Here is a 12291-nt window from a genome sequence, read left to right as displayed (position 1 = left end):
GGGTGAGGCGCAACGCAAGAGCGCTGGCAACGGACATGGGTCACGTGATTGCCGTGTGAAGCGTAAGACCGGTTGGGGGCCCTCAGGCAGGAAGAAATGTTGGCGGTGTGAGCCGCTTTCTTTTGCCTACTTTTCTTTGCGGCGGCGTAACTATTCAGCGGTAACCAGAGGCGAAACGACGACTCCTGTAAAGGCCAGGGCGAGCGCGTCGATCAGCGAACGGCTCTGCTTGCGTAAGGTGGCAAGGTAGGAGCGGATCGTGCAGAACGCCTCCATACCCGATTCCGAGCGGAAGCACCCGGAGATCTTCTGTTTGAGTTTGGGCATGCGGATATCGCGTTCGGCCTGGTTGTTGTCGAACGGTACGCGGTGATCGGCAATGAAACGCCACACCTCATCGGCATACTTGTGAAGCCGTGTGAGCAGGTTGCAGGTAAAGCTTTGCCTGATCCTGCCGCGGCGTTCCCGGCGCCCGGACTCACGTGCCTGCTGCGGATTGAGCTTGCGTGCCTGGGCGATCAGGGCGCGGCTGCGCCGTGTGTAATAGCGTTGGCGCGCCTGACTCAGCGCGGTGTTTCCTGCAGCCTGACTGAGGTCGACCTCGCGCTTTGCCTGACAAAGCAGGTCAATCATCTGCTGGGCCCAGCGTTGCTGCGTGGACTCCAGGACAAACACCAGTTCGCGCAGATGATGAGCATTGCACAGCGCATGCTCACACTCATAGCCGGCATACGGCCGCCAGCCGTCATGGACCGCGACTCCCCTAAAGCCGGGAAGAATGCCGAAGCTGTCCAGCGCCTCGCTGCCGCGCTTGCGGTGCGCGCCATACCAGCTCAACGCGTGCGTCGAGGCGACATGCAGCCAGCGGGACTCGCGCCCCACGCGCATGCAGCTCTCATCGAAATGCACCACGGGTTGCCCGCGTAGCGCCTGCCGGATCTGCTCAACGGCTGGCACCAGTAACTGCGCGGCCTGATCAATGCTGTGCTGGACGGTTCCCGTAACCACATGCAGACCAAACAGGTCCTTCAGCGCCTGGGCGGTGCGCGCAACCGGCAACTGCTGGTATTGCGTCAGATAGACGGCTGCGGCGCGAATCTGGGGGCCGTACTGAACCGCCTGGCTCACGCCCTTGGGAAATGCGCCCGAGTGATGCTTGCCGCAGCGGCACTGCGCGATCTGCACGCGATGCTCGGTCACCTCAAAGCGCGTGGGTGGCAAATCGATCACCTGACGGCCTTCGGGCAACACGGCCACGCGGGCTGCTGCGATGCGTTGGCCACATGCATCGCACACCAGCGCCACCGGGTGAATCTCGATGTGATCGGGTTGCGCGACGCGTTTGAGCGTCTTGCCCTTGTGCCCCGGTTGCGCGCCAGGCCTGGCCCCGCTCGTGCCGCGCAATGACTTCGGCTTGCGCCTTGGACCATCGCTTGACGGCGGCTTGCTGGAGTTACGACTGTCCTTCTCAAGCTTTGCCTCGAGCTCGTTCAGACGCCTCACCAGATCAACGATGAGTGCGTCCTTCTGCTCCGGTGTCAGGTCCTTGAGGTCGGGCATCTTCGTCATGTCCCTCACTATGCACAGCCTGGTAGCAGTTTACAAGCGCTGAATAGTTACGCGGCGGCAAAGAAAAGTAGGTGCCGCCCCGCACGGGGGCGACGCTTGAAGCACGCTAACAAAATGCGGATGCCAACGGCAAAACAAGCAAGCCACCCAGCGTCGCAGACAACCAAAAAGCAGGTGCCGCCCCGCACAAGAGCAACGCGTGAACGGCGAAAGCAAATCGCGGATGCCATCGCAAAAGCAAACGCACAGGCGCAACCCATAAGCACCAAAAACACAACGCGGGATGCCATCAAAAACCCAAACCATCCCCCGCCCCACCGTAAACCCAAAAATCCCCCCAGCATCTCGCGCTGCAAAAACCAGATCCCGGCCGGCTACCGTCGACGCTCGACGCTGTATGCATACCGCCACACCCCGCCTGCCAGGCGCACACACCAGTGCACAGCAAAGCCCCGCCCCACAAGGCCCCGCGCGGACTTCGCGCGCTCGAAGCGCACCAAGCCCGCCCCCTCATGACCGCCGCCGAATAACCCCCATTCGCGCAGGGAAATATTTTTGGGACAAAGTGGTGTTATGTTCGAGCATGGATGGCGATCTACGTGCGCGAGGCCGGCTACGGCGCGACCCCAAGCGTAACGCGCGCCCGGTCCGCAATGTCTTCAGGATTCGCCGTGACAACGCAAACCATCCGCTTCTATCACCAGGGGACCGTCCGCGAGATCAGCGGCGCGCCCGCCTCGCGCACCGTGCTCCAGCACCTGCGTGAAGACCTGCACTGCACGGGCACCAAGGAAGGTTGCGCGGAAGGCGATTGCGGCGCTTGCACGGTCGTCGTCGGCGAACTGGACTCGCTCGGGCAACTGATGCTCAAAGCCGTCAACGCGTGCATCCAGTTCCTGCCGACCCTCGACGGCAAGGCGCTCTTCACGGTCGAAGACCTGCGCACCGCGAGCGGCGCGCTGCACCCGGTCCAGGAAGCGCTGGTCGACTGCCACGGCTCGCAATGCGGGTTCTGCACGCCGGGCTTCGCGATGTCGATGTGGGCGCTGTACGAGAACCAGCCCGCCGGCGCCGGCCTGCCGACACGCGACGAAATCAACACCGCCCTCTCCGGCAATCTGTGCCGCTGCACCGGCTATCGGCCGATCGTCGAAGCGTCGCAGAGAATGTTCGACGAGCAGCAGTATCCGCGCGTCGCGCTGGACCGCGCCGCCGTCGTCAAGGCGCTGCAATCGATCCAGCGCAACGGCACCTTCGAATACCGCGCGCCCGACACGCGCGGCACCGACTACGGCACGCCAGCTTTCTTCGCCCCCGTCACGCTCGACGCATTCGCCGCGCTGCGCGCGCAGCATCCGCATGCGCGACTGCTGGCAGGCAGCACCGACGTCGGCCTGTGGGTCACGAAACAGTTCCGCGATCTCGGCGACATCCTGTATATCGGCAACGTCACCGAACTGAAGACGATTGAACGCGATGCGCAGACGCTGACGATCGGCGCGGCTGTATCGCTGGAAGATGCGTATGCCGCGCTCACCGCCGACTATCCGGAACTCGCCGAATTGTGGACGCGCTTCGCGTCGCTCCCGATCCGCAATGCGGGCACGCTCGGCGGCAACGTCGCGAACGGTTCGCCCATCGGCGATTCGATGCCGGCGCTGATCGCGCTGAACGCGCTCGTCGTGCTGCAGCGCGAGCGCAGGACGCGCACGCTGCCGCTCGACGCGTTCTACGTCGGCTACCAGAAGACGGCGCTCGAACCCGGCGAGTTCGTCGCGGCGATCCGCGTGCCGCGTCCCGCGCCGGATCTGCGCTTTCGCACGTACAAGGTCGCGAAGCGCTACGACCAGGACATCTCGGCCGTATGCGGCGCGTTTGCGCTGCGCATCGCGGATGGCGTGATCGTCGATGCGCGCATTGCGTTCGGCGGCGTAGCCGCGACGCCGAAGCGCGCGCAGCACGCCGAAGCCGCGCTCAAAGGCGCGCCTTGGGACGCCGCCACCACCCAGCGCGCGATGAACGCGCTTGCCGCCGACTATCAGCCGCTCACCGATATGCGCGCAACGAGCGCCTATCGACTGAAAGTCGCGCGCAATCTGCTGTGGCGCTTCCATCTGGAAACACGCGACTCTAATCCGCTCGCGCTGTGCGACGTCAACGCGTTCGCATTCGATGCAGCCGCGATGCAAACCGCGAGCGCGCAGGAGCAGAGGCCATGAACAAGCAGACGGAAGCCTTCGTTCATCACGCATCGCTTGCCGCACACGATGCGCAAGCCGCCATCGGCGTGCCGCTGCCGCACGAATCGGCGACGTTGCACGTGAGTGGCGAAGCCACCTACACCGACGACATCCCCGAGCTTGCGCAGACGCTGCACGCGGCGCTCGGTTTGTCGCGGCATGCGCATGCGCGCATCGTGTCGCTCGATCTCGATGCCGTGCGCGCGGCGCCCGGTGTCGTCACCGTGCTGACCGTCGACGACATCCCCGGTGAAAACAACTGCGGCCCCGTGCTGCACGACGACCCGATTCTCGCCGACGGCGAAGTGCTGTATCTCGGCCAGCCCGTCTTCATCGTCGTTGCGCAAAGCCATGAGCTCGCGCGACGCGCGGCGTCGCTCGCGAAGAGCGACGACGTCGTGCGCTACGAGCCGCTCGAAGCCGTGCTCACTGCCGCCGAAGCGAAAGCGAAGAAGCAGTACGTGCTGCCGCCGCTGCATCTGAAGCGCGGCGCGCCCGCGGAGAAGATCGCGCAAGCGCCGCATCGGATGACAGGCACGTTCGAAGTCGGCGGCCAGGAGCAGTTCTATCTGGAAGGCCAGGTCGCGTATGCCGTGCCAAAGGAAATGGACGGCATGCTCGTCTATAGCTCGACGCAGCATCCGAGCGAGATGCAGCACGTCGTCGCGCATATGTTCGGCTGGCCGACGCATAGCGTGATGTGCGAATGCCGGCGCATGGGCGGCGGCTTCGGCGGCAAGGAATCGCAGTCGGCGCTGTTTGCGTGCGCGGCTGCGCTGGCCGCGCACCGGTTGCGTCGCCCCGTGAAGCTGCGCGCCGATCGCGACGACGACTTCATGATTACGGGCAAGCGTCACGACGCGATCTACGAATACGAAGCCGGCTTCGACGACGACGGCCGCATTCTCGGCGCGCGCGTCGAGATCGCGTTGCGGGCGGGGTTTTCGGCGGATCTGTCGGGCGCCGTCGCGACGCGCGCCGTGTGCCACTTCGACAACGCGTATTACCTGTCGGACGTCGATATCGTCGCGCTGCCTTGCAAAACGAACACGCAGTCGAACACCGCGTTTCGCGGCTTCGGCGGCCCGCAGGGTGCGCTCGTGATGGAAGTGATGATGGACGGCATCGCGCGCGAGTTGAAGCGCGATCCACTCGACGTGCGCCGCGCGAACTTCTATGGCATCGAAGATCGCAACGTCACGCCGTACGGCCAGACCGTCGAAGACAACGTGATTGCGCCGCTGACGGATGAACTGATCGAATCGAGCGACTACACGGCGCGGCGCGCAGCGATTGCCGCGTTCAACGCGTCGAGCCCCGTGCTCAAGCGCGGCATCGCGTATACGCCTGTGAAGTTCGGCATCTCGTTCAACGTGCCGTTCCTGAATCAGGCGGGCGCGCTCGTGCATGTCTACAAGGACGGCTCAGCGCTCGTGAATCACGGTGGCACCGAGATGGGCCAGGGGCTGAATACGAAAGTCGCGCAGGTGGTCGCGAACGCATTCGGCCTGCCGCTCTCCCGCGTGCGCGTGACGGCCACGGATACATCAAAAGTGGCGAACACATCGGCGACGGCGGCATCGACGGGCAGCGACCTGAACGGCAAGGCCGCCGAAGCGGCCGCGCACGCCATCCGTGAACGCCTCGCGGTGCTGGCCGCAAAAGAACTCGGCGGCGAAGCGAAAGACGTGACCTTCGAAAACGGCGAAGTACACGCGAACGGCGCTGCGATGCCGTTTGCGCAACTGGTCGGCGCGGCGTATCTCGCGCGCATCCAGTTGTGGTCCGACGGCTTCTATGCGACGCCGAAAGTGCATTGGGACGCAAAGACGCTGACGGGCCATCCGTTCTACTACTTCGCGTATGGCGCGGCCGTATCCGAAGTCGTGATCGATACGTTGACGGGCGAATGGAAACTCGTGCGCGCCGACGCGCTGCACGACGCCGGCCAGTCGATCAATCCCGCCATCGATCTCGGCCAGGTGGAAGGCGCGTTCATCCAGGGCATGGGCTGGCTCACGACGGAAGAACTCTGGTGGAACCGCGACGGCCGGTTGATGACGCACGCGCCGTCGACGTACAAGATCCCCGCCGTCAGCGATACGCCCGCCGCGTTCAACGTGAAGCTGTACCACAACCCGAATGCGGAGCCGACCGTGTTCCGCTCGAAGGCCGTCGGTGAGCCGCCGCTTTTGCTGCCGTTCTCGGTGTTCCTCGCGATCCGCGATGCCGTCGCGGCCACCGCGCCCGATGCACCACACGCGCCACCGCTGCGCGCGCCCGCGACACCCGAAGCGATACTCGATGCGATCGACGCGCTGAACGCAAGCGCGCCTGTTGCAACGATCGCCGCAACGGCCAGTCCAACTTCGCAGGAACCTGCGGGCGCGGGCACGACCGCATAACGACGTGCCGCGCGACACGACCGCAACGCACAGAAGATCAACCGGCTGCGCGGCCAACCCGCGCAGCTTCGTATGGAGAACCGCCGGATGCATGCCTGGCTCACCGATCTGCAGCAACTGCTCGCGCACGGCGACGCCGTCGTGCTCGTGACTGTCGCCCGCGCCGAAGGGTCGGCGCCACGCGATGCCGGCACGAAGATGATTGTCACGCGCGATTCCGCGCGCCATACGATCGGCGGCGGGCATCTCGAATGGAAAGCGATCGAAAGCGCGCGCCGCGTCTTACGCGACGGCATGCGCGCGCCGAACATGCGGCGGCTTGAACGGTTCGCGCTCGGACCGAGCCTCGGCCAATGCTGCGGCGGCGCTGTCGTGCTCGCGTTCGAGCGGCTCGATATCGGCGACCTGGGTTGGGTGACGTCGCTGGCCAAGCGCGTGGCGGCGGGCCATTCGATGGTGCGTAGCGTATCATTCGGGCCCGCACCCGATGCGGTGATGCTGTCCGATCCGGAACCGGGCGTCGAAAGCGCCGACTGTCTGCTGTGGGACGGCGCGGGTTTCGACGACAGCAGCGCGCTGCTCACCGAGACCATCGCGCCGCGCGACTTCCCCGTCGTGCTGTTCGGCGCAGGGCACGTGGGCGCCGCGCTCGTGCGTGTGCTCGCGACGCTGCCCTGCCATGTGCACTGGGTCGACGAACGCGACGCGCAGTTCCCGCCACCCGACACACTGGGCGCGACGAACGTGACGATCGAAGCGAACGACGCGCCCGACGAAGCAATCGACAAGGCCATGCCGCACACGTACTTCATCGTGATGACGCACAACCACGCGCTCGATCTCGATCTCGCCGAGCGCATCCTGCGGCGCGGCGACTTCGCGTTCTTCGGCATGATCGGCTCGCATACGAAGCGCAAGCAGTTCGAGCACCGGCTTGCGGCGCGCGGTTTCGATCCTGCCGTGATTGCGCGGATGAAATGTCCGCTCGGCGTGGACGGCATCGTCGACAAGTCGCCGGAAATCATTGCGATTTCGGCGGCGGCGCAACTGCTGCAGGCCGTCGAGGCCAACGCGGCACATGCGGCGCAAACGGCCTGAACATCGAACATGCATCGAACGCATTGGGGGACGTCCGACTAGCCATCGGGCGTTGAATAAATCAACCGATAACCCGAATCATTGACCGACCATGACGACAACCACATTTTCCCCGCTAGCTCACAAGACGAACGGCGCACCGAAGGCCGAGCTGCATATTCATATCGAAGGCTCGCTCGAACCTGAGCTGATCTTCAAGCTTGCCGAACGCAACGGCGTGAAGCTCGCGTACGACTCGATCGACGCGCTGCGTGCCGCGTACGCATTCACCGATCTGCAGTCGTTCCTCGACATCTACTATGCGGGCGCGAGCGTGCTGCTGAAGGAAGAGGACTTCTACGACATGACGATGGCCTACGTCGAGCGCGCGCTCGCGGACAACGTCGTGCATACGGAAATCTTCTTCGATCCGCAGACGCATACCGAACGCGGCGTGCCGATTGCGACCGTGGTCGCGGGCATCGAGCGCGCACTGGCCGAAGCGGAAACGCGCGGCCTCACGAGCAAGCTGATTCTGTGCTTTTTGCGGCATCTGTCCGAAGAAGACGCGCTCTCAACTTTCGACGAAGCGCTGCCGCTTTTCGATCAATACAAACATCGGCTGATCGGCGTCGGTCTCGATTCGTCCGAGCGCGGCCATCCGCCGTCGAAGTTCGAGCGCGTATTCGCCAAGGCTCGCGACAAGGGCCTGAAGCTGGTCGCGCACGCCGGCGAAGAAGGCCCGCCGTCGTACATCTACGAAGCGCTCGATCTGCTGAAAGTGGACCGTGTCGATCATGGCGTGCGCAGCATCGAAGACCCGGCGCTCGTCACGCGGCTGGCCGATACGCGCGTCGCGCTGACGGTGTGTCCGCTGTCGAACCTGAAGCTGTGCGTGTTCGACGATCTGACCAAACATACGTTGAAGGCGCTGCTCGACAAGGGCGTCGCCGTCACCGTGAATTCCGACGATCCCGCCTACTTCGGCGGCTACGTCAACGAAAACTACCTTGCGACGATCGACGCCCTCAAGCTCGACGACGACGAGGTGTACACGATCATCCGCAACAGCTTCGAAGCGTCGTTCGTGACGCCTGCGGAGCGCGACGCGATGATCGCCAAACTCGATGCGCACTGGCGCGCATCCGCTTGATCCCCGCTTGATCTTATAGTTCGGAGACGGTTTCACCATGACTCAAACAGCTTATCGCGCGCAACTGCTGACGTTCAACGGCGATCCTGCGCAATCGTCCAACGCTGCAGTCTTCAACGAAGACGGCCTTCTGATCGTCGAAGACGGACATGTCGTCGCGGCGGGTGCGTATGCGTCCGTCGCTGCGCAGCTCGCGCCCGCCACGCAGGTGGTCGAGATGCGCGACAAGCTGATCGTCCCCGGTTTCATCGATACGCACATTCATTATCCGCAGACGGACATGATCGCGTCGCCCGCGCCGGGACTGTTGCCGTGGCTCGACACGTACACGTTCCCGACCGAGCGCGGCTTCAGCGACGCTGGTGTTGCGCAGGACACGGCGCGCTTTTTCATCGACGAGCTGCTTGCGTGCGGCACGACGACGGCACTCGTTTACTGCACGGTGCACAAGCAGTCGGCGGATGCCTTGTTTACCGAAGCGCAGCGGCGCAATGTGCGGATGATCGGCGGCAAGGTGCTGATGGACCGCAACTGCCCCGAGTTCCTGCGCGATACCGCGCAATCGGGCTATGACGACAGCGCCGAGCTGATTGCGCGCTGGCACAACAAAGGACGTCAGATGTACGCGCTGACGCCGCGTTTTGCGCCGACTTCGACGGAGGCGCAACTCGAAGCGACGGGCGCGCTGGCGAAGCTGCATCCTGATGTGTTCATTCAGAGCCATGTCGCCGAGAATCATGATGAAGTGAAGTGGGTCGCGGGTCTTTTTCCTGGTCATCGCAGTTATCTCGACATCTACGATCACTATGGGCTTTTGCGGCCGCGTGCCGTGTATGGGCACTGTATTCATCTCGATGCTGAAGATCGTCGACGCATGGCTGAAACGCGCGCCGTTGCTGCGCATTGCCCGACTTCGAATCTGTTTCTTGGCAGTGGTCTTTTTGATTTCGACAAGGCTGGGGAATCGGGGATGCCTGTTGCGCTGGCTACTGACGTTGGCGGCGGTACGTCGTTCTCCATGCTGCAGACCATGAATGAAGCGCATAAGGTTGCGCGGCTGGGAGGGCATCATTTGACCGCTACGCGGATGTTCTGGCTGGCGACTGCTGGCGCGGCCGAGGCGCTTGATCTTGCCGATCGGGTTGGGACGTTAAGGCCTCGGGCTGAGGCGGATTTTGTGGTGCTTGATCCTAAGGCTACGCCGTTGTTGGCACGGCGGACTGAGCGCACCGAGACGCTCGAGGAGCTGTTGTTCGCGTTTGCGCTGCTTGGGGATGATCGCGCTGTGTTTGAGACTTATGCTGCTGGGCAGCGCGTGCATCGGCGTGATGATGTTCGGCAAAGTGTTGCCGGGAGTGCGCTGATCGCTGCTTGATTTTTTTTCGTCTGCGACGCGGTTGGGTTTGGGTTGCGCGGGCTTTGCGCCGGTTTGCGCTGGCATCCGCGTTTTGCTTTCGCGCTTCAAGCGTCGCCCCTGTGCGGGGCGGCACCTGAAGCACGCTAACGAATCGCGGATGCCAGCGCATACACAAGCAAACCAAACGGCGACGCGTGAAGCATGAAGGCAAAGCGCGGATGCCAGCTCAAAGCCAAACAAACCAGCCCAGCGTCGCAGACAAAACCAAATCCAAACCCTATCCCTTGCACACTTCATAAAGCGCATTCAACCTGCGCCCGGCATCCGCAACAAAAGGATTCGTCTCATCCCACGCATAGCCGGCCAGCACGGCGCTGATCATGCGCCGAATCCCAGGCGTCTGCTCGGGATAAAAGATGATGTCCTGCAACTCGCCGGTATACCAGCGTTCAACGAACGCACGAAACGTATCGATCCCCTTGCGCAGCGGAACATCATAAGCAGACTGCCAGTCAACGCTTTCGCCCGCAAACTGACGCTCAAGCGTTGCAACAGCAAGATGCGCAGAGCGCAAAGCAATCGTCACGCCCGACGAAAACACGGGATCAAGAAACTCACCCGCATTCCCGAGCAATGCAAACCCCGGCCCATGCAGCCGTTCAACATTCGCCGAATACCCGCCTATATGCCGTACAGGCATCAGGAACGGCGCATTGCCGATCAAACGGTTCAGCGTAGGCTCGCTCTGGATCAGCGCGCGCAGCTTCGCGTCACGTTCGGCCTCCGGCAAATCGAGAAACGCCGCCTCTGCGACGCATCCCACCGACGAGCGCCCGTTCGCCAACGGAATCATCCAGTACCACACATCCCGATGCTCAGGATGCACAGCAACCGTGATCTTGTTGCGATCGTGCGCGTCGACAGGAATGCCGTCGCGCACGTGCGTGAAGATGGCCGCACGCGTCGGCATGCGCGTCGGCGCTTCGAGGTTCAGTAACCGCGGCAGCACGCGCCCAAAACCGCTCGCGTCGAGCACGAAACGCGCGTGCACCTGATACGCGTTGCCCACTTCGTCCGATACATCCAGCACGGGCGCATCGCCCGTCTTCATCGCGTTCACCGTGTGGCCAAAGCGCACGTCGGCGCCCTGCTGCGCCGCGCAGCGGATCAGTAGATCGTCGAACGTCGCGCGCTCGACCTGATAGGTCGTGCCCCAGCCTTCCGAATGCTTGTCGCGAAAGTCGAAAGCGCACGACTGGTTGCGATACACGAAGTGCGCACCGTTCTTGTACTGAAAGCCCGCTTCAACGACGGCCTGCAGCATGCCCGCCTCTTCGAGGTAAGCCATGCTCTGCGGCAACAGGCTCTCGCCAATCGAGAAGCGCGGAAAATGCTGGCGCTCGAGCACGAGCACGGAATGCCCTGCCTTGCGCAACAGCGCCGCCGCAACAGCACCCGACGGTCCCGCTCCGATGATGGCCACGTCTACCGACGCACTCATCGACGAATCCATATTCATTGATCTTCCTTCACATAACGTATTGCGCACGCAACGCTTTCCACCCTTACCAGCGATTACAATGTCGCACAATCACCCAGATCAAAAACAACCTAAAGACCATCACCGACCGGGGAATAACGTGCAGTCCACCGAATCATCCAACGTGACGGACCGCGTACCGTATGGCTCGCCGTACGGCTTGCCGCAGTGCGAGCCGGACGACGTACCCTTCGTACCGGAAACAGCGTTCGGCGTCTGGTTCCTGCGCACCCACACGTGGGAACACCATGTGCTGCGCGTCGCAATCAACGACCTCAAGCGCCTGATCGATACGCCGCTGCCCGCTGCACCCGTCATCGTCGACGTCGGCTGCGGACAGGGCATTTCGTTCCGGCTGCTCGCGCAGGCGTTCAAACCGCAACACATCATCGGTATCGATTTTCACGAGCCGTCGCTCGCACTGGCCAAACAGTCCGCGCAAGTTTGCCGCCAGCACGCCGACACCCGCGAAACCGGAATCGACGTACTGCACGGTGACTGCGCAAACCTGCCGCTGCCCGATGCGAGCGCCGACATCGTGTTCTGCCATCAAACCTTTCACCATCTCGTCGAGCAGGAACGCGCGCTCGCCGAGTTCCGCCGTGTGCTGAAGCCGGGCGGCGTGCTGCTGTTCGCCGAATCGACGGATGCCTACATCAAGTCGTGGGTGATCCGCCTGCTGTTCCGTCATCCGATGCATGTGCAAAAAAGCGCGGACGGCTATCTCGACATGATCCGTCGCGGCGGCTTCACATTCGGCGCGCACAACGTCTCGCTGCCGTATTTGTGGTGGAGCCGCGCCAAGGACTTCGGCCTGCTCGAACGTCTGCATATCTACACGCCGAAACCCGGCAAGCGGCGTGAAACGCTCGTCAACGTCGCAGCCATCAAAACGGATTGATGGCATCAGGCGGCTGCATCGCAGTTCGGCGCTGCAGCCGCCCCAGGCA

The 12291-nt window shown here is 63.2% G+C and carries 8 protein-coding genes; 6 read left to right on the top strand and 2 right to left on the bottom strand.

Annotated features, from left to right (window positions below; all coding sequences use genetic code 11):
• Positions 1–150 precede the first annotated feature (150 nt).
• Positions 151–1569 carry an IS66 family transposase gene (locus H1204_RS04335; protein ID WP_180730006.1) on the bottom strand — a complete coding sequence of 473 codons (1419 nt, stop codon included), beginning with the start codon at positions 1567–1569 and terminating at the stop codon, positions 151–153.
• Between the two features lie 671 nt (positions 1570–2240).
• Here H1204_RS04335 and xdhA point away from each other — a divergent pair.
• From xdhA to guaD, 5 genes are all read left to right on the top strand, one after another.
• A complete protein-coding gene (gene xdhA / locus H1204_RS04330) occupies positions 2241–3788 on the top strand; it encodes a xanthine dehydrogenase small subunit (RefSeq protein ID WP_180730005.1) in 1548 nt (515 codons plus the stop codon).
• Positions 3785–6214 (top strand): xanthine dehydrogenase molybdopterin binding subunit, encoded by a 2430-nt coding sequence (gene xdhB / locus H1204_RS04325; protein WP_180730004.1) that lies wholly within the window; start codon positions 3785–3787, stop codon positions 6212–6214. Before xdhA ends, xdhB begins: the two co-directional genes overlap by 4 nt.
• A gap of 87 nt (positions 6215–6301) precedes the next feature.
• Positions 6302–7312, top strand: coding sequence for a xanthine dehydrogenase accessory protein XdhC (xdhC, locus tag H1204_RS04320; RefSeq protein WP_180730003.1), 1011 nt, complete (start codon positions 6302–6304; stop codon positions 7310–7312).
• A 91-nt stretch (positions 7313–7403) separates the two neighbouring features.
• Complete coding sequence (locus H1204_RS04315; RefSeq protein WP_180730002.1) at positions 7404–8444, top strand: adenosine deaminase; 1041 nt, start codon at positions 7404–7406, stop codon at positions 8442–8444.
• A 37-nt stretch (positions 8445–8481) separates the two neighbouring features.
• The gene (guaD, locus tag H1204_RS04310) at positions 8482–9819 is read left to right on the top strand and encodes a guanine deaminase (protein ID WP_180730000.1); all 1338 of its coding nucleotides are present in this window, start codon (positions 8482–8484) and stop codon (positions 9817–9819) included.
• A gap of 259 nt (positions 9820–10078) precedes the next feature.
• On the opposite strand, the gene H1204_RS04305 is transcribed toward guaD, so the two are convergent.
• Positions 10079–11320 carry an NAD(P)/FAD-dependent oxidoreductase gene (locus tag H1204_RS04305; RefSeq protein WP_180729998.1) on the bottom strand — a complete coding sequence of 414 codons (1242 nt, stop codon included), beginning with the start codon at positions 11318–11320 and terminating at the stop codon, positions 10079–10081.
• Positions 11321–11441: 121 nt separating this feature from the next.
• On the opposite strand from H1204_RS04305, the gene H1204_RS04300 reads away from it, so the two are divergent.
• On the top strand, positions 11442–12242 hold the full coding sequence (locus H1204_RS04300; RefSeq protein WP_243468552.1) for a class I SAM-dependent methyltransferase: 801 nt from the start codon (positions 11442–11444) through the stop codon (positions 12240–12242).
• Positions 12243–12291 lie beyond the last annotated feature (49 nt).

It is taken from the genome of Paraburkholderia sp. PGU19 (assembly GCF_013426915.1).
Lineage (GTDB): Bacteria > Pseudomonadota > Gammaproteobacteria > Burkholderiales > Burkholderiaceae > Paraburkholderia.
The sequence above is the reverse complement of the archived record's forward strand: the minus strand, read 5'-3'. Positions and strand labels throughout refer to the sequence as shown.